The sequence below is a fragment of the Renibacterium salmoninarum ATCC 33209 genome, from assembly GCF_000018885.1.
Lineage (GTDB): Bacteria > Actinomycetota > Actinomycetes > Actinomycetales > Micrococcaceae > Renibacterium > Renibacterium salmoninarum.
In genome coordinates this window covers 3,011,193-3,036,008 of sequence record NC_010168.1, presented here as the reverse complement: position 1 = coordinate 3,036,008, position 24,816 = coordinate 3,011,193, and the positions used below count along the sequence as shown (strand labels likewise).

The 24,816-nt window shown below is 57.8% G+C and carries 22 protein-coding genes and 2 pseudogenes; 14 read left to right on the top strand and 10 right to left on the bottom strand.

All coding sequences use genetic code 11. The features are described 5' to 3' along the window. Positions 1 to 105: 105 nt before the first annotated feature. On the bottom strand, positions 106 to 705 hold the full coding sequence (locus RSAL33209_RS15015; RefSeq protein ID WP_041685928.1) for a TetR/AcrR family transcriptional regulator: 600 nt from the start codon (positions 703 to 705) through the stop codon (positions 106 to 108). An 89-nt stretch (positions 706 to 794) separates the two neighbouring features. Between RSAL33209_RS15015 and RSAL33209_RS15010 the strand changes: the two genes are divergently transcribed. Continuing rightward, the gene (locus tag RSAL33209_RS15010) at positions 795 to 1,475 is read left to right on the top strand and encodes an SDR family NAD(P)-dependent oxidoreductase (protein ID WP_041684876.1); all 681 of its coding nucleotides are present in this window, start codon (positions 795 to 797) and stop codon (positions 1,473 to 1,475) included. 48 nt (positions 1,476 to 1,523) lie between these two features. On the opposite strand, the gene RSAL33209_RS15005 is transcribed toward RSAL33209_RS15010, so the two are convergent. The 7 genes from RSAL33209_RS15005 to RSAL33209_RS14975 all read right to left on the bottom strand — a co-directional run bounded on the left by RSAL33209_RS15005 (position 1,524) and on the right by RSAL33209_RS14975 (position 9,384). Then, positions 1,524 to 2,387 (bottom strand): alpha/beta hydrolase, encoded by an 864-nt coding sequence (locus tag RSAL33209_RS15005; RefSeq protein WP_012246759.1) that lies wholly within the window; start codon positions 2,385 to 2,387, stop codon positions 1,524 to 1,526. Between the two features lie 122 nt (positions 2,388 to 2,509). Next, entirely contained in the window at positions 2,510 to 3,502 is a 993-nt protein-coding gene (locus tag RSAL33209_RS15000; protein ID WP_041684875.1) for an N-acetylglucosamine kinase, read from the bottom strand. After that, positions 3,499 to 4,764 (bottom strand): 6-phospho-beta-glucosidase, encoded by a 1,266-nt coding sequence (locus tag RSAL33209_RS14995; RefSeq protein WP_233494226.1) that lies wholly within the window; start codon positions 4,762 to 4,764, stop codon positions 3,499 to 3,501. Before RSAL33209_RS14995 ends, RSAL33209_RS15000 begins: the two co-directional genes overlap by 4 nt. Beyond that, on the bottom strand, positions 4,718 to 5,662 hold the full coding sequence (locus RSAL33209_RS14990) for a carbohydrate ABC transporter permease (RefSeq protein ID WP_012246756.1): 945 nt from the start codon (positions 5,660 to 5,662) through the stop codon (positions 4,718 to 4,720). The genes RSAL33209_RS14995 and RSAL33209_RS14990 overlap by 47 nt, the downstream gene beginning before the upstream one ends. Continuing rightward, positions 5,659 to 6,636 (bottom strand): carbohydrate ABC transporter permease, encoded by a 978-nt coding sequence (locus RSAL33209_RS14985; protein WP_012246755.1) that lies wholly within the window; start codon positions 6,634 to 6,636, stop codon positions 5,659 to 5,661. Before RSAL33209_RS14985 ends, RSAL33209_RS14990 begins: the two co-directional genes overlap by 4 nt. 2 nt (positions 6,637 to 6,638) lie before the next feature. Continuing rightward, positions 6,639 to 8,003: an ABC transporter substrate-binding protein gene (locus RSAL33209_RS14980; protein ID WP_041684873.1), complete on the bottom strand. Its 1,365-nt coding sequence runs from the start codon at positions 8,001 to 8,003 to the stop codon at positions 6,639 to 6,641. A 136-nt stretch (positions 8,004 to 8,139) separates the two neighbouring features. Continuing rightward, a complete protein-coding gene (locus tag RSAL33209_RS14975) occupies positions 8,140 to 9,384 on the bottom strand; it encodes an ROK family transcriptional regulator (RefSeq protein ID WP_012246753.1) in 1,245 nt (414 codons plus the stop codon). Positions 9,385 to 9,627: 243 nt separating this feature from the next. On the opposite strand from RSAL33209_RS14975, the gene RSAL33209_RS19035 reads away from it, so the two are divergent. The 5 genes and pseudogenes from RSAL33209_RS19035 to RSAL33209_RS14960 all read left to right on the top strand — a co-directional run bounded on the left by RSAL33209_RS19035 (position 9,628) and on the right by RSAL33209_RS14960 (position 16,683). Next, a complete protein-coding gene (locus tag RSAL33209_RS19035) occupies positions 9,628 to 11,676 on the top strand; it encodes a TIM-barrel domain-containing protein (RefSeq protein ID WP_012246752.1) in 2,049 nt (682 codons plus the stop codon). Between the two features lie 61 nt (positions 11,677 to 11,737). Then, positions 11,738 to 14,410: an NPCBM/NEW2 domain-containing protein gene (locus RSAL33209_RS19030; protein ID WP_012246751.1), complete on the top strand. Its 2,673-nt coding sequence runs from the start codon at positions 11,738 to 11,740 to the stop codon at positions 14,408 to 14,410. A gap of 24 nt (positions 14,411 to 14,434) precedes the next feature. Then, entirely contained in the window at positions 14,435 to 15,007 is a 573-nt protein-coding gene (pyrE, locus tag RSAL33209_RS14965) for an orotate phosphoribosyltransferase (protein WP_012246750.1), read from the top strand. A gap of 99 nt (positions 15,008 to 15,106) precedes the next feature. Further along, positions 15,107 to 15,466 carry a glycoside hydrolase family 20 zincin-like fold domain-containing protein gene (locus tag RSAL33209_RS16685; protein WP_012246749.1) on the top strand — a complete coding sequence of 120 codons (360 nt, stop codon included), beginning with the start codon at positions 15,107 to 15,109 and terminating at the stop codon, positions 15,464 to 15,466. A gap of 14 nt (positions 15,467 to 15,480) precedes the next feature. Continuing rightward, positions 15,481 to 16,683, top strand: a pseudogene (locus tag RSAL33209_RS14960) (family 20 glycosylhydrolase). A 95-nt stretch (positions 16,684 to 16,778) separates the two neighbouring features. Here RSAL33209_RS14960 and RSAL33209_RS14955 read toward each other — a convergent pair. Beyond that, the gene (locus RSAL33209_RS14955) at positions 16,779 to 17,573 is read right to left on the bottom strand and encodes an HAD-IIA family hydrolase (RefSeq protein WP_012246746.1); all 795 of its coding nucleotides are present in this window, start codon (positions 17,571 to 17,573) and stop codon (positions 16,779 to 16,781) included. Positions 17,574 to 17,627: 54 nt separating this feature from the next. Between RSAL33209_RS14955 and RSAL33209_RS14950 the strand changes: the two genes are divergently transcribed. From RSAL33209_RS14950 to RSAL33209_RS14915, 8 genes and pseudogenes are all read left to right on the top strand, one after another. Beyond that, a complete protein-coding gene (locus RSAL33209_RS14950; protein ID WP_041685923.1) occupies positions 17,628 to 18,281 on the top strand; it encodes a TrmH family RNA methyltransferase in 654 nt (217 codons plus the stop codon). A 265-nt stretch (positions 18,282 to 18,546) separates the two neighbouring features. Continuing rightward, positions 18,547 to 19,152: a CcdC protein domain-containing protein gene (locus RSAL33209_RS14945; RefSeq protein ID WP_114597666.1), complete on the top strand. Its 606-nt coding sequence runs from the start codon at positions 18,547 to 18,549 to the stop codon at positions 19,150 to 19,152. A 15-nt stretch (positions 19,153 to 19,167) separates the two neighbouring features. After that, positions 19,168 to 20,136: a histidine kinase dimerization/phosphoacceptor domain-containing protein gene (locus RSAL33209_RS14940; protein ID WP_012246743.1), complete on the top strand. Its 969-nt coding sequence runs from the start codon at positions 19,168 to 19,170 to the stop codon at positions 20,134 to 20,136. A 168-nt stretch (positions 20,137 to 20,304) separates the two neighbouring features. Continuing rightward, positions 20,305 to 21,570: pseudogene (locus RSAL33209_RS17285) on the top strand (IS3 family transposase). Between the two features lie 48 nt (positions 21,571 to 21,618). Beyond that, positions 21,619 to 22,329, top strand: coding sequence for a S8/S53 family peptidase (locus RSAL33209_RS16680; RefSeq protein WP_012246742.1), 711 nt, complete (start codon positions 21,619 to 21,621; stop codon positions 22,327 to 22,329). A 29-nt stretch (positions 22,330 to 22,358) separates the two neighbouring features. Continuing rightward, positions 22,359 to 22,733, top strand: coding sequence for a peptidase (locus tag RSAL33209_RS16675; protein WP_012246741.1), 375 nt, complete (start codon positions 22,359 to 22,361; stop codon positions 22,731 to 22,733). A 150-nt stretch (positions 22,734 to 22,883) separates the two neighbouring features. Further along, positions 22,884 to 23,903, top strand: a complete 1,020-nt coding sequence (gene fbaA, locus RSAL33209_RS14920) for a class II fructose-bisphosphate aldolase (protein ID WP_041684872.1) — start codon at positions 22,884 to 22,886, stop codon at positions 23,901 to 23,903. Between the two features lie 2 nt (positions 23,904 to 23,905). Beyond that, the gene (locus tag RSAL33209_RS14915) at positions 23,906 to 24,325 is read left to right on the top strand and encodes a DUF3151 domain-containing protein (protein WP_012246739.1); all 420 of its coding nucleotides are present in this window, start codon (positions 23,906 to 23,908) and stop codon (positions 24,323 to 24,325) included. A gap of 100 nt (positions 24,326 to 24,425) precedes the next feature. Here the strand turns inward: RSAL33209_RS14915 and RSAL33209_RS14910 are convergent, their stop codons facing one another. Beyond that, complete coding sequence (locus tag RSAL33209_RS14910; RefSeq protein ID WP_012246738.1) at positions 24,426 to 24,641, bottom strand: hypothetical protein; 216 nt, start codon at positions 24,639 to 24,641, stop codon at positions 24,426 to 24,428. Positions 24,642 to 24,816 lie beyond the last annotated feature (175 nt).

Below are 24,816 nucleotides of genomic sequence, written 5' to 3'. Positions count from 1 at the left end.
TTTGGGCCTTAAACAGCCTGTTTAAGGCCCAAAAGTGGTGCAGCGTTCGAATGATGTGGCGGAGATTGCTCTGTGGCGGTGCAGACGGTTTGTTGAGTGAAAACTTCAGCTGGGGCCGGGTTCGAGAAGGTCGTCGATGAGCGTGTTGACGAAACCTCGCGGAATGCCAGAACCGATCAGAGTGCGGTAGATAATTGGCCCAGTAAGGGCGTCGATCACTGCCTCAGAGCTGAGTCGAGGTGAGATCTGTCCTGCTTCGATGGCCTTGTCGATCAGTTCACGTTCCTGGTTGCGGCGCGGCTCAAGATAGCGATCGTGTAGTTTTTTCGCCGTGGCCGGGTTGTGCTGAGCCTCGGCAATAAGGGCAAGCAAAACCTTGCCTGCGGGATCGCTGGTCAAGAATCGGACAAAGCTGCGCAGATAGCTGCGGATAGCCTCAATGCCAGGTTTGCTTGCCGGTACCGGAATGCTTTTTTGGCTGTCCTCAATGAGCGTATCCAGCAGGATCTCCACCTTCGAGGGCCACCAGCGATATATCGTCTGCTTGGCGACGCCAGCTTCTCGGGCAATTGACTCAATGGTCAGCCCGCTAAAACCATGCTCGGCCAGTAGGTCATCTGCCGCATGGAGTACCGCAAGGCGGGCAGTCTCATTGCGCCGATTGCCAGATCTGGTTCTGGTAGTCGGGGAATCTGCGGTGGGCATGCTAGCCATAATACTCGCGGTGCTAGAATAGTTTTTGTCTAGACGCAACGTCTCGTCAAATCAAATATCTTCCCTGTAAAGGAATGAACATGTCTGTACATTCGAACCGCCGGGCGCTCGTCATCGGAGCCAATCGAGGTCTAGGGCTGATCCTCACTAAAGAACTGGTCCGGCGTGGGTGGCAGGTTACCGCCACTACGCGCCAGCAGGGCGGCGAGTTACGCATGAGCGCGGATGCTTCAAACGGGCAGCTTACTATTGAATCGCTGGAGATGACCAGCTCGGAACAATTAGTCGCGCTCCGGGACCGTCTGGCAGGGACAAAATTCGAGCTCCTTTTCATCAATGCCGGAATCAACCTGGGCAACGAGCTAATCGGCGAGGTGAGTACCGAGATATTCACCGAAGTAATGGTTACGAACGCGCTGAGCCCGTTGCGGGTCTTGGAATCATTGCGAAGTTTGGTTACCTCAGATGGAACGCTCGCGATAATGTCCTCTGGCCAAGGAAGTATCTCGCTCAACACCGATGACGGCTATGAAGTTTACAAAGCTAGCAAGGCCGCGCTCAATCAGCTGATGCGCAGCTATGTCAATCGCACGGGCGAAGACGGACAGACAAAGTTGCTCATTGATCCCGGGCACAATCGGACCAGCCTCGTCGGCTTTGATGCTCCGCTACGACCGGAAGAGAGCATCCCAGCCGTCGTCGACGTTTTAGAAGCTCAGTTAGGTGCCGGCGGCCTGCAGTTCTTAGATCGACACGGTTAGGATGTGCCCTGGTAGGGTGCCGGCCTCATCCCCGTACCGCGCTTCCGACTAGCTGAGCTGTTGTTTGAGGAACAGAGCGGCACGGTCCAGCGCCTGATCGGACTCATCGAGCAGGCCGACGAAGGACTGGAAGACATGTGGAGCATTCGCGGTGATGTCCAGGATGACGTCGACGCCGGCATCGCGCGCACGTTCTGCCAACCGCACGGAATCGTCCAACATCAACTCATTCGCGCCGACTTGCAAGAGTATTGGCGGGAAGCCGGTCAGGTCAGCTAACACAGCCGGTGCTAGCAGCTCTTGATGTGGATCCTGCCCGTTGAGGTACATCGAGCCAGTAAAAGCGAGGCTCTCCTGGGTGAAGAACGGGTCAATCCCGGCCTTCGTCTGCATACTAGCCCCGCTGCGCGTGTGATCAAGACCCGGAGAGAACGCGAGAACCGCTGCGGGCATTGGCAAGCCTGCCGTGCGAGCTGCTAGGCAGGTGGTCACCGAGAGTCCGCCGCCCGCCGAGTCGCCCGCGAAGGCGATTGAGGTTGGCTCAGTGCCAGCGTCTAAAAGCGATCGATAGGCCGCCAGGCAGTCCTCGATTGCGGCTGGGAAGGGGTGTTCCGGTGCCAGCCGGTAATCAAGCGAAAGTGCTTGGAAACCGGTTCGGGTGACCAGATTAGCGGCGAGGCCGATTGCGGTTTCTGGCGAGCCGAGCGAAAACGCGCCACCGTGAAAGTACAGAATCGTGCCTGGACGGGCATCTGCTTCTGGCTCGACCAAAAGTGCAGGCCGGTCAACCAGCGTCGTCGGCGACGTTCGAATGTTGGTGGGCACCGCGAACGTCGCCATCATGGTTGCGAAATTAGCTCGCATTTCCTCGATCGGTTGCGAGCCGAATCCTTTTGGTGCTTGCCGCAACATTTGGTCAATGGCGTCTCTATTGTTCTTTGCTCATAGTTTCCGACTCACGCTTCCGCTCCTACGACTGATTCCATCGAAAGCGTACTCGCTGGCCCCGACAAAATAGCTGTGTATCAGCAGCGCTATATCGCGAGTGCCGCCGCTGCCCGGGAAACGGCGCCACGCGAAGCGCCAATCTGCTCCAACGCTAGCAGCGCGGCACCAAGCACCGGCGACGCGGTAACCAGTTCGGTCCTAGCCTTCGGTGCCCAGAGTGCCAAGCCTCGTTCGACGGCGGTCATCAACTCAGGGTGCGCGGCGGCCAACACGCTGCCACCTAGAACCACCGGCACTGGCTCTTCGAGCAGGCCAAGCCGACGTAGCGAAGTCACCGCCATCGTGACGATTTCCTCTGCTTGACGCCGCACCAGCTCGGAGGCCGCCTGGTCGCCAGAGGCAGCGGCGGTAAACAGCAGCGGGGTCAACTCAACTACCGCGCGGTCCGGTAGCCGATCAAAGTGCAACGCTTCCACTACTTCAGAAACCGAAGACACCGAGAACTGGGCCAGTATCAAGTCACGCAGCTCTGTGCCGGGGCCGCGGCCGTCTTCGGCGCGCACGGCGTGCCAAAGTACCTCAGCGCCCAAATCTCCGCCACCGCCCCAGTCACCGGAAATCCGACCCAAGGAGGGAAACCGCGACGTTGCCCCGTCCGCGCGCACGCCCACGGCGTTGATACCGGTGCCGCAGACCACTTCGACCGCATTCGGTTCACTTGTCCCAGCGCGTAGCAGCGCCAGCAGATCAACTTCCACCACGGAATCGTCGTCAAACCAACTCAGTTCAGAAACAGCATTCCTGAATGCGGCGATCTCCGCTGGTAGATCCATCCCCGCCAAATAGACACTGCTGCCCACTAATTCCACCGAACTAGAAGTCAGGGCTTTGCGAACCAATCCATCAATCACGGCAATTGATTCAGTGAGGCCAGTGATTTGTGGGTTCGATCCAGGCCAACGCTCGCGAGCCAGCAAGTCACCCTCAAGCGAAAGCAGCACGACGTCGGTCTTGGAGCCGCCGCCGTCGACGGCCAGCACACCGCGGACCGCCGCGGAGTTTATGTTCGGAGCGCTCATTGTGCCCACGCCAAGTGCTGCTTGTTATTGGCGATCAGCAGATCGGTGAGCTTTTCTGCTTTGTCGAATTGACCAACTAGCGGGTGCGCCAGCATCGCGCGCAACACTCGACCCCGGCCGTCGGCAGCGGTAGACAAGGTGGCGGCTTCTAGGGCAAGCCGTTCGTAGCGCGCCACGGCAGAAATCAGGCCTGCCATCTCCTCAGGCACCTCGGCAACGGGCTGAATTTCTAAACCAGACGTGCTGATTTTTGCCGGGACTTCAATCACATGATCGTCGGGCAGGAACGGCAATGCGCCGTCATTGCGTAGGTTGACCACCTGCACATCGCCACGGTTGCCGACTAATGACGCCATCAGGTCAACGGCGGCCTCGGAGTAGTACGCGCCGCCACGCTCAGCCAATTCGGCCGGCTTTGTTACCACTGACGGGTCGGCGTATTTGCTCAAAAGCGCTTTCTCTACCGCCATCACCGCTTCAGCGCGAGTAGGCTCTTTCAGCTGCTCGGCGAGCACCACATCATGGGCATAAAAGTAGCGCAGGTAGTAGGACGGAACCGAGCCCTGCAGCCGCAAAAGCTCGGACGGCATGTGCACGTGTTCAGCTAGTTCCGGCCGGCGTTCAGCCAATAACGTGGGTAATACATCCTGGCCAGCAACTTGTACGCCGCGTTCCCAGGTTAGGTGATTCAAACCCACATGCTCCAGCGCAACCGCGGCCGGATCCACTGAAAGCATTTCAGCAAACTTTCGTTGAAAACCAATAGCAACATTGCACAGCCCGACGGCGCGATGCCCGGCTTCCAGCAGGGCGCGGGTGACAATGCCCACCGGATTGGTGAAGTCGATAATCCAAGCATCTGGTTTGGCATGCTGACGCACTGCTTCAGCAACCCGAAGCACTACCGGCACGGTGCGTAAGGCCTTGGCGAAGCCGCCCGGTCCAGTAGTTTCTTGGCCAATGCAACACGCTTCGTGCGGCCACGTCTCATCACCTTGGCGTGCGGCCTGGCCGCCAATCCGTAACTGGATTAGGACGACGTCGGCATCTGCCACACCAGCTTCAAGGTCTGAGGTGGTCCGGATGGTGCCAGGGTGCCCAGCATGGGCAAAGATCCGTTGCGATACGCCGCCAACTAGTTCTAGCCGCTGCGGGTCTGGATCAACCAGCCACAGCTCGGTGATATCCAATACGGAGCGAAGCCTAGCGAAGCCATCAATTAGCTCGGTGGTGTAGGTGGATCCTCCGCCTACTACAGTCACTTTCACGCTGGTCTAACCTTTCACGCCGGAGAACTTGATGCCCTCGATAGAATTGTTTTTGGGCTAAGAAGAACAAGATGATGACCGGCAGCATCACCAGCACGGTGGCTGCCATGGTCAGGTTCCATTGCACTTGGTGCACACTTCTGAAAGAGGCAAGCCCTAGTGATAGCGTCCAATTGCCTTGGTTTTCCCCGGTGTAAAGCAGCGGGCCAAAGTAGTCGTTCCAGGCGTTGAGGAAGCTGAAAAGCGCGGCTGCGGCCATGCCTGGCTTGGCCATGGGCAAGATCACTCGGAAAAGAATGGAAAGCTCCGAGGCGCCGTCCACCCGGGCCGAGTCCGAGTAGCTTTGCGGAATGGTGATCAGGAATTGCCGGAGCAAAAAGATGCTGAAGGCGTCACCGAGCAGGTTCGGCAGAATCAGCGGCCAGAGCGTGCCAGTGAGGCCCATTTTGGCCCAGATGACGTACATCGGAACCGCAATCACCTGCGGTGGCAACAGCATCGCCACGATCACCAGATAAAACATGGTGTTCCGGCCGCGCCACTTTAGCCTGGACAGCGCGTAGGCCACCGGCACGCTGGAAAGCAGCATGAACGCCGTCGCTAATCCTGCGTAGAGCAGCGAGTTGCCAAAGTACGCCAGCATTGGTGCTTTTTCGAACACTTCACCGAAATTTTCCCAGTGCCAGGAGGTAGGCCAGAGGTTCTTGGTTAGTGCTTGCTGGTCGCTCATGAGCGCGGTGAGCACAATGAACAGAATCGGTCCGATGAAGCCGATAGCCAGCACGATCGCGATCGCGTGATTGCCAATCCAGGCCAGGGCATTTTGTTGCCGAAAACTTCGCAGTTTGGGCAATTTCGGTGTGGTGCTCTGCTGAGCTTCTAGGACGCTCATGCTTCCTCCCCAATGCCGGCCGAACGCATCCGGCGGACCAGAATCACAGTGAATATTGCGCTGACCAGGAACAACGCAATGGCCATTGCTGAGGCATAGCCCATATGGAATTGGTGGAAGCCTTGTTCGTAGAGCCGCATGGGGAAGGTCATCGTTGAGTTATCTGGGTAGCCGATCGAAAGCGAAGAACCCGCGACGGCGGAGCTCCCGGAAGCCACCGAACCAGCCACCACGGCTTCGGTAAAGAACTGCAAGCCGACGATGATCGAGTTGACCACCGCAAAGGTCAGAACTGGCGCGATGGACGGCAGCGTGATGTGCCGGAATTGCTGCCAGCCGCTAGCACCATCCAAGCCAGCAGCTTCGTAGAGCTCGCCCGGCACGTCCAAGAGTGAGGCCAGCAGGATCACCATTACGGTGCCTGAGGTCCAAAGGGCCATCACGGTCAACGCGGGTTTCGCGAAAGCTGGGTCGTTGAACCAGAGCGGGCCTTGAATGCCGAACAAACCGAGGAACTGGTTGAGCGGCCCGGTGGAAGGGTTGAGGATGAACACGAAGGCCAAAGCCGCGGCTACTGGCGGTGCCAGTGCGGGCAAATAGAACAGCGTCCGAAAGGCGCCAGATGCCCGTTTGAGCTTCGTCAACACGATCGCGGTCAACAAGCCGAAGCCCACTCGTCCTACCGTGATCGCGATGGTCAGCCAGACAGTATTACCAATGGCTTTCCACATCAGCGGGTCTTTGGTGAACATGTAGATGAAGTTGTTGAAGCCAGCCCAGGTTGGATCGTTGATCAGATCGAAATTGGTGAGCGAGTAGTAGGCCGTAGTGAGCAGCGGGTACAGAAAGAAGATACTGAGCCCCAAAATCCACGGTGACATGAAGGCCAAAATGGTGAGTCGGCGTCGAGCTTTGTTGTTCTTCTTTTTTGGCGCCTTCTGTTGTGGCGTTGCCACCTCAGTAATTGTTGCCACGCTTAATGACCTAGCGTGGAGAGATTGTCGATCTGGCTATCGACTTCTTTGAGCCCAGCAGCGAGATCCGGCGCACCGCCATTGGCGTATTTGAGTGCAAAATCTTGAGCGACTTTAATGTAAGCGCCACCGTTGTTGGAAGAAGGGTTATTCTGCAATTTCCCGCCGTTGAATAGATCCAGAAAGGTCTGGAACTGCGGAGTGAGTTTGAGGTTGGGAGACTTCGCGGAAGCTGCCGTGGTGGGGACGTTCTTGAGCGCATTGGCAAGATCAACCAACGCGTCGGTGTCCGTGCTCAAGTACTTGATCAGTTCCCAGGCTGCGCCGGCATTTTTGGCGCCCTTCGGGATGCCGATGATCGTTCCGGTGGTGTACGCGGTGCCATAGAGTTCAGGCTTATCGTCCGGAACTGGAAATGGTGCCGTCGCGTAGTCGAGGTCTGGCGCTTCGGCGGCGATAAACGCGGTGCGAAACTCGCCATCGACCATCATCGCGGTCTTACCAGTTTCGAAGTTGTTATCGGCCGAGTATTCCTGGCCAGCGGACGCCGTAAATTGCGTGAGCTTATCTGCGCCGTAGAAATTCGTGAGGTCCTTTTGCCAGTTCAGCATGTTCGACCAAGCCGGATCGCTCGCGAGCGCAGATTTGCCGTCTGATTTCTGCCATTTTGCACCGAACTGCGGCGTCAGCGTCTGCACGGTGTTTTCGTAGAAACCCGGTGTGGGTACGAACCCGGCCACCTTGATGCTGCCGTCGGCGTTCAACTGGGTGAGTTTCTTTGTGTCTGCGGCAAGTTCGCTCAGGGTCTTCGGCGGCGAGCTGATGCCAGCTGCTTCGAACATTTTCTTGTTGTAATACAGGCCATAAACATCGGCGAGCATTGGCATCGCACACCGAGTGCCTTGGAAGGAGGTGTAGTCGCGGGTGGCCTGCGGAATCTGATTCAGATCGACTTTGTCCCGGTCCAAGTACGGTTGCAAGTTCTGGAAAGAACCGGAGCTGCAGAACTGGCCAATATTGTCTGTAGTGAAGGAGATCGCGACATCTGGCGCATTGCCGCCCCGAATAGCTTGGGTGATCTTGTCGTCGTCTTGATTGCCTTCACTTTTGATCTTGATATTTGGGTGCAGCTGGTGGAATTTATCCAGTACTGAATTGACCGCGGCGAGTTCCCGGTCCGCGAATTTGCTCCAGATAGTGATGCTGACCTTTTCGTCCGACGACGACGGCGCTGCCGCGGCCTGCCACGATCCGGTTCCGTTACTATTGCCGACGCCGCCGCAAGCGGTGAGCGCGAGTGTGCTGACTAAGGCGATGGTAAACCCCGGCAACAGCGACGAGGTGGTGAACTTGCGTTTGTGTTGCATGGTTCCTCCTGGTGGGTGACTGGGCCAGCAAGTTAGCCTGCTGGACCGGTTTTGGGTGCGAGCCATCGCCGCAAGGCCTTGTTGAGGTGTTGCGCAATGGTGGGGAATGAAGTTTTCGGCCTTTCGACCGTGTGAGCTAGCCGGTCATCACTGAACCGGTTTCGAAGGCCTTTTCGCGGGCATGTTTGAGGGCGAGTGAACTTGCGCCAGCCAGCGCATCACCGGCTGAGCTTGTGGGGTTGGAACTTGATGCGGCAGAACCCGCTGCGGCAGAACCGCCAAGCGCGATTACTTCCGCGGTTGAGCCATGCGGAGCTTCCATTACTTCGCCAATTTTTATCCGCACCAAATCAGCCAAATACTCGCCGCCAGCAACGCCGAAGCTGCCGCCGAGCAGCAGCAGTTCCGGGTCTAACACAGTCACTATGGCTGAAAGGCCTGTGGCGATGCGTAGGGCTAAATCGTCGAGGAAGGCTGCATGGTGCGGGTCTTGATGGTTGGCTGCTGCGGTCCGGACGGCCTGTGCTGGATTTTGTTTTTCCAGTCCGTGCGCCTGGGCGAGTGCAGATATCGCATCGGGGCTGAGCAAATTACCAAATTTGCCGCCCTGCCTGCCCATGCCGGTTTCGGCTTGGGCGCGGTCCGGTATTGGTAAGTAATCAATTTCGCCGGCTCCACCAGTGAAGCCGTGAAATAGCTCGCGCCGGATCACGATTGCCGCACCCAATCCAGAGTCAATCCAGACCAAGGCGAAGTTTTCGGCATGAGCGGCCAGGCCGCTGTCGAGCTCTGCCAACGCCATCAGGTTGACGTCATTCTCGACCGTCACCGGCATATCTAACTCCAGATCCAGAGCTGCGAGCAGATCGTAATTGCTCCAAGCGGGCATGTGCGGGGCGAACTTGAGCAGGCCGCTGCGCGGGTCAAGCGCTCCTGGTAAACTGATCACCGTATGCAAAATCTGTTTTTCTGAGATTTTCGCGGTAACGCAGGCGGCCTGGATTGCGCGACGCACCCAACTGCCAGCGGAAGCACATGCCGCGAATTGATGCTGCGAGACGACGGTTCCGGAGAGATCGGTGATTTGTACATCAATGAAACCGGGGGTTACGTGGACCCCCGCAGCGAAGCCGACCTCCGGGCGAACTCCCCAGAGTGGGGCTTTAGGTCCTGGCCCGCCAGATCGCATGCCTTGTTTTTGTACTAAGCCTGCGGACTCAAGTCGGCTGAGCAGGTCCGCGGTGGCGGGTTTGGACAGGCCGGTGAGATCTTCTAGTTCGGAGCGCGAGATTTCGCCGGCGCGCAAAATGCGGCTTAGCGCGGCTCGGTCATTAATGATGCGGAGTTTGCTGGGTCCGGTAGAGACATCGCATTCACCCAAATCAATCGTCTGGAAACTTACCTATCGATTAAAACAAGGTACACCAGAATGTGATCAACGCAACACCCCATTTGCGAAACGCTGCACCACTTTTCGAGGTTATGAGTGCTTAATAGTGACCAAAAGTGGTGCAGTGTTGTCATGGAGTAGCCAGCTATTGATTTATCTTGAGCAATATGTTGTGATTACGATCAGATAAAGTCAACGATGACCTGATGGGGGCACCGTGCTGTTTTTTCTGCTTTGAAGTCGAACCGCTCAATTGCTTTGGGCTTGGCCGCACTTATTACCGTAGGGACGGTGCCTCTTATTGGCCCGTTGTTTGGTGCCACGCAAGCGCAAGCGGCGCCTATCAGTAGCAATACCCAAGCCCAAGTGCCGGTTGCCGCGAATGGGACCTCGCTCGGCGCAATATCCGGCTTTGAACAAGACGGTGCGACCGTGACGCTCAAACCGGCTACCGGCGCATTGCGAGTGAGCTTTTTGGACGCGAAGAATTTCCGCATTCAGGCCGACCCGAGCGGAACACTGACGGATCCGGCTAACACTACGCAAAATGACCCGGCTCGATCCGCCAATATTGTCGTCGGAGCAGACAAATTCACCGCAGCATCAGTGGTAGTGAAAGACGGCGCAACCATCACTATTTCCACTTATGCCCTGAAACTTGAGGTAGAGAAAGCCAGCGGAAAATTCACCTTGCGCCGGGCCGATGGATCCGTGGTTTGGGCTGAAGCTGCTCCGCTGAGCTTTGGCGATTCGACGACGCAGCAACTGACGGGCCAGCCGGGCGAGCAGTTCCTTGGCGGCGGCATGCAGAACGGTCGCTCGGTGCACACCGGGCAGACCATCAACATCAGCAAAGATTACAACTGGGCCGACGGCGGCAACCCCAATGCAGTGCCGTACTACATGTCTAGCGCTGGCTATGGCGTCTTCCGCAATACCTTTGCGCCAGGCAGCTACGATTTTGGCAGCACTGGCCCGGTAGAAACCAGCACTCATCAGGAAAAGCGCTTTGACGCCTACTACTTTGTTGGCGATTACAAACAGGCTCTGGATGGCTACACCAAACTCACTGGGCGGCCGATGATGCCACCGGTCTACGCGCTGGAATATGGCGACGCCGATTGCTACAACCGCTCTAACCCCGACTACTCCTCAGGGTTCAACGATCCCAACGCACCTAAGCAGCACACCTTCGACGCGGTGCAAACTGCTGAACAATTCAACACCAACGACATGCCCGGTGCCTGGATGCTGGTCAACGACGGCTACGGTTGCGAGTACACCAAGGACCCAAGCCCGTACGACCCGGCCAATCCGGGCAAAGGCTTGGGCGGCACCGTGCAGCAGATTCAGAAGTCTGCCGATCTTAAAACTGGTCTCTGGACCCAGCGTTCACTCACTAATCAGCCCACCGAAGTAGGCCAGGACGGGATTGCGCTGCGTAAGCTCGATGTGGCTTGGGTTGGCGAGGGCTACCGGATGGCGCTGACCGGCTGCGAATCGGCGCACAACGGCATTGAACAGTACTCGGCAAATCGCGGCGTGGCCCTTATGGTCGAGGGCTGGGCCGGTTCGCAACGTTGCGGCATTCAATGGGCCGGTGACCACACTGGCAGCTTGGACGCGATTCGCTGGGAAGTTCCGGCGATTGCTGGCTCTGGCAACTCCGGTCTGGCTTTCACTACCGCCGATGTGGACGGCATCTTTGGTGGCTCGCCAGAAAGCTATGTTCGCGATCTGCAATGGAAGGCATTTGCGCCAGCGCTCTACTCAATGAGCGGCTTGGCACCAACTGATAAGCGGCCGTGGCTCTACGGCGATGCCGCTACCGCGATCAATCGCTCGTACTTGCAGCTGCGTCAGCAATTGATGCCGTACATCTATTCGCTCGCCGCGGGTTCAAATGCCACTGGTATGCCAATGGCCCGCACCATGGCGCTTGAATTCCCGCAGGACCCTGCCTCTTACAGTGCAGATGCCAATAATCAATTTATGCTCGGCCCGGATTATCGCGTCGCACCGGTTTCTGCCAGCACCGATATTCGCAACGGCATTGTGTTGCCTGCTGGCAGTCAGTGGGCTGATTACTGGACCGGCACGGTTTACCAAGGCGGCCAGAAGCTCAACGGTTACAAAGCACCGTTGCAGACGTTGCCGCTTTTTGTTCGGGCCGGCGCCTTGGTGCCGCAAGGCATCGTGGCACTTAATGCTTCGCTAGTGCCGGAAGACTCCGCGCTGACTTTGAACGTTTACCCGAGCGGGTCTTCAGCCTTCAGCCTTTAACGAGGACGATAAAACTAGCCGCGCTTACCAGCAAGGCAAAAGCGCCGTTCAAGACTTAGCAGTGCAAGCGCCAGTCAAGAACGCGGGAGATGTCACGGTAATGATCGGCGCCCGGAAGGGCGACTACGCCGGTATTGCGGCCTCCCGGCCGTACGAATTGAGCGTGCACTCCGGCTCGAAGCCGGCGTCAGTACTCAAAGACGGGGCTGAGTTGGCCACGGTCGTGGACCAAGCAGCGTTCGACGCCGCGCAGACCGGTTGGTTTTACGACGGCGCCGCCGGAGTAGTCCGGGTCAAAGCCGGCCAAGTTGCTAAAGACGCCAGCGCCGTCGTCGTGCTGAAGGACAGCAGTGCGGTAGGTGGCAAAGATTCCGATGCCGGTGCTGCGCAGGTCAAGCTCAGCTTGGACAAGCAGGTCTTCCAGGGTGCGAAGAGCACGGCAACTGCGAGCTTTACTAATAATGGCGACCGGGCAAAGACCCAGGTAAAGCTGAGCATCAAGACTCCTGCTGGTTGGACGGTGGAATCCAGCAGCGGCGATTCGGTAGCGAGTGTGCCAGCTGGGGCTGCGGTGAGCGCGAAGTTTGTGGTGATTCCCGGCAAGGATTCTGCAGCTGGCGCGCAGACGCTTGAAGCCGCGGCTAGTTATCAAGACTCCACTGGAGCCGCACAAACCGTGAGTGGCGCAAACCAGATCGACGTAGCCTATGGCAGCCTTTCTGGAGCCTATAACGCGGTCTCGGTGACCACCGTTGCAGGTAAGGCGAGCGGAAATTTCGACGGCGGCGCAACCTTCTCCTCTGAACAACTGGCTTCCGCTTCGGTACCAGCAGGTGGGGTAAAGCCCGGAAGCCCGGTGCCGGTGACCACCGCTGACGGCACGGTGATTAACTACAGCTGGCCCTCGGCCGGGCCCGATGTCAACAACTCCGTTGCACTCAATGGCCAGACTATTGCGCTAAAGGGAACTGGCACGCACTTGGCGGTGCTGGCGTCTGCAGCAAGCGCAAAGGGTGTGAGCCCTGAGCTGACGCTGACCTATGCGGATGGAACGAAGCAAAAGCAGACCGTGTTCTTCCCGAACTGGCTGCAGCCCAAGGATCTGGGCGGCGGTGTGCTTGCGGTTTCAAGCCAGGGCCGTAACAACGCCAATGGCCCATCTCCCGAGTACACGCAATACAAGTACCAAGCATTTTCGAATTCGCTGCGATTGATCCCTGGTAAAGAACTGGCTTCAGTCACGCTGCCGGTCGCGACGAACGTGAAGTTCTTCGACTGGAAGGTGGTCACGCAAAAACTGCCCACTGCGCCGAATAAAGATGTCTTCGCCTCGGATTTGCCGTGGGTTAGTGCCAGCAATGGCTACGGCGTGATCGGTAAAGATGTGGCTAATAAGGACGCTGCAGACTCGCCCGATTTGCCGCTTGCGATCAATTACACCGATCCGGCAACCGGCACCAACCCTAGCTACACCAAGGGTCTTGGTGCGCACGCGCCGAGCAAGATTACTTATTATCTGGGCGGTCAATGCAGCTCGTTTAGCGCGGAGGTGGGCCTAGAGAAGGACTTTGGCGGCAAGATCATTTTCACCGTGAACGGCGATGGCCGTCAGCTTTATCAGAGCCGGACATTTACGCCAGGATTCGCGCCGGAGCCGATCAAGACAGACTTGACCGGGGTGCAGTATCTGGAGCTTTCGCTCGATCCGGCAAACGCGGATGCGATCAACGGTGCGCACGGCATTTGGGGCAATGCGAAGTTCAACTGTTCGCCGCCGGATAGCAAAGCACCGGTGACTACCGCCTCGGTGAGCGGAACGCCGTCCAGTTCTGGCTGGTATGTGAGTACGCCGACCGTGTCATTGAGCGCCACTGACGATGTAGCGGTTGCCTCGACGCAATATCGCTTGGCTGATGGTGCGTGGACCGATTACACCGCGCCGGTTTCAGTTCCCGATGGTGCTCTGGCTTTCGAATACCGCTCGACGGATAAGGCTGGCAATGTGGAGACCGCTCAGTCCCTGCCGCTCAAAGTAGATACCGTGCTACCACTGGTTTCCGCGACCGTTGCAGATCGAAAAATTTCGGTTACTGCGAGTGATAGTGGTTCTGGGATTGGCTCCACCGAGTATTCGCTCGACGGCGGCAAGACCTGGCAGGCATACAGCTCGCCGGTGGCCGCAGGCGAGGGTGGCGTGTCCTTGCTGTACCGGGCAAGCGATGTGGCCGGAAACGTTTCGGCTGCTGCGGCCGCAGTGGTAGTCCCGCCAGTCTCAGTCCAGCCGGGCACGCCGAAGATCGAAGCTCCGCAAAACGCTAGCGCCGGAGCACAGATCAAGGTTTCGCTGAGCGGGTTCAACGCCGGCGCAACGGTAGAAATCTGGTTGCATTCCACGCCGGTCAAACTGGGGAACGTTAGCGTCGGCTCAGACGGCGCTGGTCCGGCCCAGCTGACGATCCCTACCGATGTTCCAGATGGTGCGCACACTCTGACCGCCGTGCTCAACGGAACAACGGTGGCCAGTAGCGCGATTCTGATTAGCAGTGTTCAACCAGGCGAAGTTCAGCCTGGGACTGGTCAACCAGGCGCCGGTAACTCGATTAATCCTGATTCGGTGGGTTCGCAGGATCCGTTGGCAGCAACTGGGGCGCAATTATGGCCGTTGTTCCTTGGCCTGCTCTTGTTAGCTGCCGGCGCTGGCTTACTGCTGCTTCGTCGTCGAACGCGGAGCTAGGGTGCCCCGCGTTAGGCTTAAGCCATGACCTCAACTTTGGACTCTGCTGCTGCCCGCGCCCGATTACTGGAACTAATAAAGGAGCTCGCCGTGGTGCACGGCAAGGTGACGCTTTCCAGCGGCAAGGAAGCGGACTACTACATCGACCTGCGTAGGATCTCGCTGCACCACGAAGCTAGTGGTTTGGTTGGCCAGGTCATGTTAGATCTGCTCGACGACGCCGGCGTTGAGTTTGAGGCCGCTGGTGGCCTGACGCTTGGCGCGGATCCGGTTGGCACCGCAATTATGCACACTGCCGCCGCCCGCGGTCGGGCAATTGATGCCTTCGTGGTGCGCAAGGAGCAGAAGGCGCACGGCATGAAGCGTCAGGTGGAGGGCCCGTCCGTAGACGGTCGCGCCGTCGTCGTGCTTGAAGATACCTCAACCACTGGTGCCTCGCCGTTGCAATCCGTTGAGGGCGTGCGTAATGCCGGCGGGAATGTCCAGGCCGTGGCGGTGATCGTGGACCGGGCAACCGGCGCGCAAGCACTCATCGAAAAGGAAACCGGCGTCCGTTACCTGGCTGCTTTCTCTAAGGATGAACTCGGTCTCGACTGAAATACTCGGCTCGCTCTACCCAAGCCATCATTGAGTAAATATGATCGACTTCAATAGATTTACGTCATAAATAAGCATGATGAATCGGAGTCGATTAGTATGGTGCCAGATCCTTCACGACGAAAGCTCTTGAGTGGTTTAGCGGTCGGCTCAGCGGCGGTGCTGCTGGGCACGGTTGTTCCAGCAGGTTCGGCTGCGGCAGTAGAAAGTTCGGCGCCGCAGCCAGCGCTGATCCCGGTGCCGCAAAAGGTTCACTGGGGCAAGGGGGCTGGGTTTGCGCTGTCGGCAAAGACCCGGATCGTTTCGAAGCAAGAGCTCAAACCCGTGGCGGACTACCTAACGCAGCTCTTGGAGCCAGCGCTAGGCAAGTCGCTGGAGGTTGCCGTACCGGGGCGGCCGGTGCCGAAGGCGCGTTTCGTGCCGTCCAAACGCTGCGTCAGTTACTGCCTTGGCAGCTAGAATCTGGCCGAGCAGTGACAACCGGATTAATTGCTGCGACGGTTGAAATCACGGATTCGCCCAGATTTGGCTACCGTTCGCTGATGTTGGATCCGGCTCGGCGTTTTGTGCCGCTGGCGGCTATCAAGCGGGTTATCGATCAGATGGCGCTTTAAAAACTCAATATTTTGCATTTGCACCTTACCGATGATCAAGGCTGGCGCATCGCCATCGAGGCCTATCCGGAATTGACCAAGACCGGGGCCAGCACACAGAGTGGCTTTGCGCCGGGAACTGTTGATCCGGTTGCTGGCGGTGGGCCCTGGTTTTACAGCAAGGCCCAGTACGCCGAGCTCATCAGTTACGCGGCAAGCCGGTTTGTTGAGATTGTGCCGGAGGTTGATGGTCCCGGACATACTTCGGCTGCACTGGCATCGGTGCCTGAGATCAACAATGACGGTCGAGCCATTGCACCCTACTCAGGCTTCGACGTCGGCATCTCGTTGGTGGGATTGCAGGATCAGCCGCATCGAGACCAAGTCAAAATCTTCCTCACCTCGGTGCTGAACGAGGTGGCCGCGCAAAACCCTGGACGCTATCTGCACGTTGGTGGTGACGAATCGCCTAAGGCCACTGCAGAGCAGTACACCGCGTACACCGCGCTGGCGAATGAGGCAGCTACTGCGGCCGGCAAGACCGTGATCGCTTGGCACGAGTGGATCAAAGGTGCAGCACTGCCGGATGGCGCCGTGATGCAGTATTGGGGGACCGAGCCGGGATCCGCGGACGCCGCAATGGCGAGGAAAGCCGTCGATTCCGGGCATCAATTGATCCTCTCGCCGGCAAACCGGTCCTATTTGGACATGAAGTACGACGCCGCAACGGCTTATGGACGGCGCTGGGCTGGCCTCATCAACCTTCGGACAGCCTGGAATTGGGAGCCGACGACGGTGCTCGGCGTCGAAGCATCGTTGTGGAGTGATAGCGCCAATCAATTTGGTGATCAGCCTTTTGGGCCAACTCGTCTTTACGCCTCTGCCAAGGATTACACCGATTTCATGCTTTTCCCACGGCTTCCTGCAGTTGCCGAACTTGGCTGGAGCCCCTCAGTAGACCGCAGTTCTGACGCCGGTTACCAGGATCTTGTTCAGCGCACCCTGGCGCATTCCAAACGTTGGGACGTGCTGGGTATCGGTTACAACAAAGCCGCGGACATTCCCTGGAGCTCAAGAAGCTAAACCAGCCCTCCACCGCAAACGCTGCACCACTTTTCGGCCTTAAACCGGCTGTTTAAGGCCGAAAAGTGGTGCAGCGTTTGCGGTGGAGGGCTGGTTTAGATGAGTGGGATGAGGTCCGCTACCGAATCGAGTGTCTGATCGGGGCGGAAGGGGAAGGTATCTACGTCGCCAGGCTGGGTAATTCCAGTCATTACCAGCACCGTGTGCAGTCCAGCTTCCATACCCGCGATGATGTCAGTGTCCATTCGGTCACCGATCATCGCTGTGGTCTCTGAATGCGCCTCGATCTGGTTCATCGCGGAGCGGAACATCATCGGATTGGGCTTGCCAACAATGTACGGTTCACGATTAGTCGCTTTAGTGATCAAGGCCGCAATCGCGCCGGTAGCTGGCATTGGTCCCTCTTTCGACGGGCCGGTGGCATCCGGATTGGTGGCAATGAACCGGGCGCCGTCACCGATCAAGCGAATCGCCTGAGTGATGGCTTCAAAAGAATAATTCCGTGTTTCGCCCAGCACCACGTAGTCCGGATTCTGGTCGGTGAGGATGAACCCGGCCTCATGCAGCGCCGTGGTCAATCCCGCCTCGCCAATCACAAATGCCTTGCCTGCCGGCATCTGCGATTTGAGGAATTCCGCGGTAGCTAGTGCTGACGTCCAAATGTTCTCTTCCGGAATCTCCAAGCCGGAGGCGCGCAATCGAGCACGAAGATCGCGCGGTGTGTAAATCGAATTATTGGTGAGCACCAAGAACCGCTTTGAGGTATCCACCCACCGTTGAATCAGCTCCGAAGCACCAGGGACTGCCTGGTTTTCATGGACGAGAACGCCGTCCATATCGGTGAGCCAACATTCAATATCTGCCGCTTTGCGCGGTTCTTCGTGTGCCATAACTACAATCTTCCTCCGTTTGGTAGCCAGTAGGGTAGTCAGGTGAGCGAAGACATAAAAGACGACGGCGAAGTTCCGGCGATTGCGGATCCTCCGGGAGAGCCAGTTGGGCTGGGCCCGTGGCAAGGTGAATGGCCGGCAGGGGAGCACTGGGACCCGGAATTACTCGCTGAAGGTGACCGACGAAATGTCGTTGACGAGTTCCGTTACTGGAAGCACGACTCAATTGTTGCCGCGCTCGATGAACGTCGGCATGAATTCCATGTGGCAATTGAGAACTGGCAGCACGATCTGAATATTGGCTCTGTGGTGCGGTGCGCCAACGCGTTCCTGGCCCAAGAGGTGCACATCATCGGCCGACGTCGTTGGAACCGTCGTGGCGCAATGGTCACCGACAAATACCAGCACGTGCGGCATCACCCGACAGTTGAGGACTTTGTCGCCTGGGCCGAGGCAGAGGATGTTGCGGTCATTGGCATCGATAATTTTCCCGATTCGGTGCCGTTGGAAACCTACGATTTGCCGCGAAAATGTGTCTTGGTTTTCGGCCAAGAAGGCCCGGGCTTGACGGACGCGGTCCATGAAAAAGCTGAAGCGACCTTGTCGATTGCACAGTTTGGCTCGACTAGATCAATCAATGCATCCGCCGCGGCGGCAATCGCGATGCACGCGTGGATCCGCCGCCACGTTTTCAGCCAGCCGGTTTAGCGGGTGGATACTGGCCGTCGTCGGCTGGACGTGCCTGCCCGTACAATAGTGCCGATTCATGGGCAGAGACGTCTCTCCCCATGAAAACGCTGCATTAGCCGGGCAGGAGCGTCCAGGTTACGGCGAATAGCTGCGTCGTCGGCACAGCGGTTGGACGAGGGTGTAGAGGATTTCTCCACCCGAAAATATGCCAATTACCTCAAGACCCAGGCACAACGCGTCCATAGCCTAGAAGTGAGTTCATTTCTAGGTTTTGGAGGAAGACATGCAGTCATTTTTGAGCGGTCCGGTGGGCATCGTCATCGTCATTGGAGTGGTGGCCTACGTGATGATTCGTCGTTTCCTCGGCGAGCCGGTAGAAGCGAAGCGAATGCTTCTACTGCCGGTAATTCTGAGCATTATTGGCCTCTTCAGCTTGAATGATTCGCCGCAATCGGCAGACTCGATTCTGTTCTTAGTCATTACCGTGACGCTTGGAATTGCTATTGGCATATTTCGTGGCTTGACCATCCGGGTCAAGGATCGCGACGGTGTTGCCTTCCTGCACTACACCTGGTTCACGATCGGGGTGTGGGCAGTGAGTTTGCTTGTGAAATTTGGCAGTTCAATTCTTTGGCACAGCATCGACGCTCAAGCCGCACAGCTCGCGGCAAACAGCACCATGCTCTCGCTCGGTACTGGTTTGCTTGCTGAAGGCCTGGTCGTGATGCTCAAAGCGATTAGCACGGATAGCCGTATCATGTGGCAGAAGGGCCAGGACGGCCAGGCGTACTCCACTTCGCCCCTGATTGACCAATTGCAACAGCAATCAAAATCCCGGTCAGGTAAGGGAACCGTTAGCGGATTCGACCGTGGCCCAGGCAACAGCTGAGCAGGAAGGATCGCGTTGAGCACCACCTCTGAGCTGCGCACACCCTGGTCGCACACGTTTCGCGACCGCTTGATTCGGCCATTCAGCTTACTGGTGCTCACCGGCGGTAGTTTGGCCCAGCAATGGACAGGAAGTGGCACCGCCGATCCACGGTTCTGGATCGGGTTTTGGCCGGTGGTACTGATATTCGCCGCGACCATGTTTCCTTGGACCCGACTACCGCAATGGTCTCAGGTGGCGCTGCTTACGTTGCTGGTAGTGCTAGCGGGCGTCCTATTTGCGCTCAGCACGCACCTCTTAGCGATCGTCTATGCTTTCCTGGTTTCAGGAATAGTCGGTGAGCGGCTCGCTTCTCGTCGAGCAGCAATTATCTTGGCATTGTTGAACACCCTGATCTGCGTGGGTGCGTCAATCATGGTTGGCCCGGCTGGCCAGTCTGGAATTCCGATGACCTGGACGGCCCTTGCTGTTGGTCTGCCGGTTTATGCCGGACTCGCAGAACGCAATGGGCGGGAAGCCTTTTATCAAGCGAGGCTCGCATTCAACGAATCACGGCGTGCTGCCGATGCCGAGGCGCGCGAGGCAGCCTTGACCGAACGGGCCAGAATCGCCCGGGACATTCACGACGTCGTCGGCCATTCACTTTCGGGAATTGCTTTGCAGCTGGATATGGCAGATGCCTTGCATCAGCGCGGACGTGAAAAGCGAAGCGAATCAGGCCGTGCTCAAGGCGCGCTCGCTGGCCGTTGGCGGGATGGCCGAGACGCGCCGCGCAGTCCAGGCGCTGCGCGAAGATACCCTACCGCTTGCCGATTCCTTAGCTGCAATGGCAACGAGTGCGCGAGCGGAGTTCAGGGTCTCGGGGCAGCAATGGCCTGTCCCGGTAGAGACCGTGCAGACGCTCATCCGAGCGGCGCAAGAGGCACTAACAAATGCTCAGAAATACGCGCCGGACGCCGCCGTGCGGCTTATCTTGACGTTTAGTCCTGAGTCGATTCTATTGAGCGTGCATAACGAACCCGCTACCACGCCAAGTCCCACGCAACATGCTGGCGGCATGGGCTTGGTGGGAATGCGCGAACGGGCCGGTCTGTTGAACGGATGAATCGCCCCGGTGTGTCCGGAGACTTTCTTGTTTGAGAGGATCAGGACATGGCAGGGAAAACTACGACACGGTATCCGCAGGAGTTGAAGGATCGTACGGTGCGCATGGTGGCGGAGATGGAGGGTGCGTCTTCGGAGTGGGCGGCGATGCAAAAAGTTGCCCAGCTTTTGGGTGTGGGTGTGCCGGAAACGGTGCGTAAATGGGTCCGGCAAGCCGAGATCGATGTTGGTACTAGAACTGGAACAACGAGCACGGAATCGGCCGAGCTGAAACGGTTACGGCGTGAGAACGCTGAGCTGAAACGGGCGAACGCGATCCTTCGGAGTGCTTCAGCTTTTTTCGCGGTCGAACTCGACCGCCACAACACTGATCGTGAAATACATCAAGGACCATGCCGGTCACCGCGAGAATAATGGATTGCGGTGGGGTGTCGAGTCGATCTGCCAGGTGCTTACTGGGACGGGGTGAAGACCACCCCGTCCACGTACTACGAATGGGTGGATAAAACACGATCTCACCGAGAACAACGTGATGAGGTGCTCAAGCCCGTGATCCAGAAGGTGTATGCCGCTAATTACGGGGTTTACGGCACCAGGAAAGTCTGGTTGGCGATGAACCGTGAAGGTGTGCCGGTGGCCAGGTGCACGGTAGAACGGCTCATGGGGTTACTTGGCATACAGGGTGCGGTCCGTGGCAAGGTCAAACGCACCACGATCAAAGACTCGAAGGCAGCCCGAGCGAAAGACTTGGTCCGCCGTGATTTCACACCAACGGCACCGGATCGGCTATGGGTAGCTGATTTCACCTATGTTTCGACCTGGTCCGGGTGGGTCTATGTTGCCTTCGTGATCGATGCTTACTCTCGGAGGATCCTGGGCTGGTCAGCGAGTGCTTCTATGAACACCGTGCTAGTGCTCAACGCAGTTAATCAGGCAATCTGGAGTCGTGAACGGGCCGGGGCTGAGATTTCCGGGGTGATTCATCATCACGATGCCGGGGCTCAATACGCCTCCTTGGCCTTCACCGAACGCCTGGCCCAGGCCGGTATCCGCCCCTCGATCGGTTCTGTGGGTGATAGTTACGACAACGTCTTGGCGGAAACCATCAACGGGCTTTATAAGACCGAGCTGATCAAACCCGGCAAGCCCTGGCGGACTCTAGAAGAAGTCGAAATCGGCACCGCTGAATGGGCCGATTGGTACAACCACCGAAGGCTCTACCAGTACTGCGGAGACATCCCACCAGTAGAGCTAGAAAACCACTACTACAATCACTACCAGAGCACGGCAGCCGCCGACAGGCTCATCGTCTGAGAAACCCTCCGGACACACCGGGGCGATTCAGCCTACGCTTCGCCGACCATGCTCGCAGACATCAACCAGTACTCCAAAGACAACGGTCTACCTGCGATGGACAATAAGAGCTACCGCGATATCGGGGCCAAGCCGGCCGAGTTCAGCGATGAGGCGGCCTGCCAGTTCCCCAGCGGATGGCAAGGCGAGCAATCGTTCGACGTCGACTCGGTTCACACGACAGCTCCTGAGGCGAACATTCTGTATGTCGGTGGTTTCAACTGCGGTGGTGGCCTCGATGTAGCAATGTCCAAGATCCTTGACGGCAAGCTCGCAAACATCGTGTCGAATAGCTACGGAAATGTTGGCGAAGCGCTACCTCAGGACGTAATCGAAGGCACGCTGAATATTCACTTGCAAGCAGCTGGTGAAGGAATTGGCCTCTACTTCTCTAGCGGAGACAATGGGGATCAGGCTGCCAAGCTTGGTTACGCTTCGCCCGATTTCCCGGCCAGCTCACCGTGGGTCACCTCGGTTGGCGGCACTTCACTCGAGGTAGATAAGAACAACCGGTACTTGTTCGAGACCGGCTGGGGTAACCGGTTGAACAAGGTGATCACTAATCCTGACGGAAGCAAAGCCTATGCTGGTCCGCAACCAGGACCGGTTCAAGGCGGCGGCGCCGGTGGCGGTGTGAGCGCGGTCTTCGATCAGCCGGTTTATCAGAAGGGCATTGTGCCGGACTCGTTAGCCAACGGCCACCGAGTCTCGCCTCACTAGCTGATCCTTACACCGGATTCTTCATCGGCTTGAGCCCGATCATAGATGGTGACACGCTCCAGACCGGTGACTATCTGACCGAATCGATTGGTGGTACCTCATTGGCCACTCCGCTGGCTGCGGGCCAGGCCGCCGTCGCGCAGCAAATCAACCATACGGTGACTGGCTTCGCTAACCCGGCGTTGTACAAGCTGAGCAAGCTCGTGCCATCGGTATTCACCGATGTGCAGCCGCCCAAGGCGCCGGTCGCACTGGCTTACACCAGCGCGATCTCCGGAAATAAGTACCTGAACACCCTGGATCAGGACACCTCGCTCAAAACCACCAAGGGTTATGACGACGTCACTGGCTTGGGCAGTGTCAACTTCAAGTTGGCCTTGTTCTTAGGTTTAGTTTCCTACTAACCGGCTAGTTGTTAGCTGAACTATGACGGGGGAGCCAGCGGTTCATTGCGAGCCGCTGGCTCCCTCTCTGTTGTCCGCATTAGGATGGTGGCGAGAGCGGCGGCCGCCCGGCGCGGCGCCTGCAACCGGAAGAGACGCCAAGGAGCCTGTATGCCCATCGCTACGCCTGATCAGTACGCAGAAATGATCGACCGCGCCAAAGCTGGCGGATTCGCCTACCCGGCGGTAAATGTCACCTCCTCGCAAACGCTTAACGCGGCTTTGCAGGGCTTTGCTGAGGCTGGGTCCGACGGCATCGTCCAGGTATCCACTGGTGGTGCAGCTTACTGGTCCGGAGCCTCAGTGAAGGACATGGTGACGGGCTCACTTGCCTTCGCAGCTTTTGCCCGTGAAGTGGCTAAAAAGTACCCGGTGAACATTGCGCTGCACACCGATCACTGCCCCAAAGACAAGCTTGATGGCTTTGTCTTGCCCTTGCTTGCCGAGTCTGAAGCCGCGGTGAAAGTCGGCAAGGATCCGATTTTCAACTCGCATATGTGGGACGGTTCCGCGGAGACGCTTGAAGAAAACTTACGTATTGGCCGCGAACTTTTGGCCCGCACCTCGGCAGCCAAGATGATTCTGGAAGTTGAAATTGGCGCAGTCGGTGGCGAGGAAGACGGCGTTGACAATGAAATCAACGACAAGCTTTACTCCACAGTGGCTGACGGTTTGGCCACCGTTGAAGCCTTGGGATCAGGCGAGAACGGTCGCTACATCACCGCGCTAACCTTCGGCAATGTGCACGGCGTCTACAAGCCGGGCAATGTGAAGCTCCGGCCGGAGATCCTCAAGGACATCCAGGAACAGGTTGGCGCAAAACTCGGCAAAGCCAATCCGTTTGACTTGGTCTTCCACGGTGGGTCCGGGTCCACGCCGCAGGAAATCGCCGATGCGGTGTCCTATGGCGTAATCAAGATGAACATCGATACTGATGCCCAGTACGCCTACACGCGCCCGGTGGTTGCTCACATGTTGAGGAACTACGACGGCGTGCTGAAGATCGACGGCGAAGTTGGCAATAAGAAGCTCTACGATCCGCGCGTCTGGGGTGCTTCGGCTGAAGCTGGTTTAGCAGCTCGCGTGGTGCTAGCCGCGCAGGAGCTCGGCTCTGCCGGTAAGACGTTCTGATCATGTCGGACGAATTCCGCACAAATCTGCTCGGGCCGGATGCGACTTTGCTTCCGGAAGAGACTGATCTTCTAGCCCGCTTTGCCGCTGGGGACGAGGCCGTCGATTTGGCTGCGGCCTTCCCGGCGTCGTCCTTGCCGTGGGCAATTCTGGCAGACGAGGCGTTTTCCGAAGGCAACACTATCGAGTCCTACGCCTATGCTCGGACCGGTTACCATCGCGGTCTGGACGCCTTGCGCCGCAACGGTTGGCGCGGCGTCGGGCCGGTGCCGTGGTCGCACGAGCCGAACCGGGGATTCCTGCGCGCGTTGTACGCTTTGGGCCGTGATGCTCGGGCGATTGGCGAAGCTGAGGAAGCCGAACGGATTACCGTGTTCTTGAATGATTCCGATCCGAAGGCGATTGCCGCCCTCGAAGGCTAGGTTCAGTTCTGAGAATCAAAACTATGTCCCACTGAGTCAGCGAACTCGGTGGGACATAGTCATTTCTTCCCACTGAGCTCGCTGACTCAGTGGGAAGAAATCAGGCAAGATGCATCGTCCGCCTTGGCGCGGTATGCACGGTCAGCAAGGCGACGAGCACAACGAGCACCGCGGCAGTAATTTGCAATGAGTAGGGTGCAAAAACGCTCAGCACGATGAGCACGGCGGCAGGCATCGCGACGTTGGTCAGCGCGGTGCATTGCGGACGAACGATGAGTAGCCAAACAAAGAAAAAAATATTGCCACTGGCACGCACAGGGTGGCTGTTCGGTGTGACTCGTGCGGGTCGCGGCGCATCAGGCGCGGCAGTACCCGAGAAAGATTGCCACTAAGGCTGTGTGTTGCATTCGACATACCGTCCCCCCATCATTCGTTCCTGTGCAAAATGTTAGCCGCTCAATCCAGAAGTCGGTGGTTTGGCCGTCGGTGCT

Bases quoted from the DNA above. Each gene is read 5' to 3' on its own strand.
- RSAL33209_RS15015 (WP_041685928.1), bottom strand. From the start codon at position 705: ATGCCCACCGCAGATTCCCCGACTACCAGAACCAGATCTGGCAATCGG.
- RSAL33209_RS15010 (WP_041684876.1), top strand. From the start codon at position 795: ATGTCTGTACATTCGAACCGCCGGGCGCTCGTCATCGGAGCCAATCGA.
- RSAL33209_RS15005 (WP_012246759.1), bottom strand. From the start codon at position 2,387: ATGTTGCGGCAAGCACCAAAAGGATTCGGCTCGCAACCGATCGAGGAA.
- RSAL33209_RS15000 (WP_041684875.1), bottom strand. From the start codon at position 3,502: ATGAGCGCTCCGAACATAAACTCCGCGGCGGTCCGCGGTGTGCTGGCC.
- RSAL33209_RS14990 (WP_012246756.1), bottom strand. From the start codon at position 5,662: ATGAGCGTCCTAGAAGCTCAGCAGAGCACCACACCGAAATTGCCCAAA.
- RSAL33209_RS14980 (WP_041684873.1), bottom strand. From the start codon at position 8,003: ATGCAACACAAACGCAAGTTCACCACCTCGTCGCTGTTGCCGGGGTTT.
- pyrE (WP_012246750.1), top strand. From the start codon at position 14,435: ATGACCTCAACTTTGGACTCTGCTGCTGCCCGCGCCCGATTACTGGAA.
- RSAL33209_RS16685 (WP_012246749.1), top strand. From the start codon at position 15,107: ATGGTGCCAGATCCTTCACGACGAAAGCTCTTGAGTGGTTTAGCGGTC.
- RSAL33209_RS14955 (WP_012246746.1), bottom strand. From the start codon at position 17,573: ATGGCACACGAAGAACCGCGCAAAGCGGCAGATATTGAATGTTGGCTC.
- RSAL33209_RS14945 (WP_114597666.1), top strand. From the start codon at position 18,547: ATGCAGTCATTTTTGAGCGGTCCGGTGGGCATCGTCATCGTCATTGGA.
- RSAL33209_RS16680 (WP_012246742.1), top strand. From the start codon at position 21,619: ATGCTCGCAGACATCAACCAGTACTCCAAAGACAACGGTCTACCTGCG.
- fbaA (WP_041684872.1), top strand. From the start codon at position 22,884: ATGCCCATCGCTACGCCTGATCAGTACGCAGAAATGATCGACCGCGCC.
- RSAL33209_RS14915 (WP_012246739.1), top strand. From the start codon at position 23,906: ATGTCGGACGAATTCCGCACAAATCTGCTCGGGCCGGATGCGACTTTG.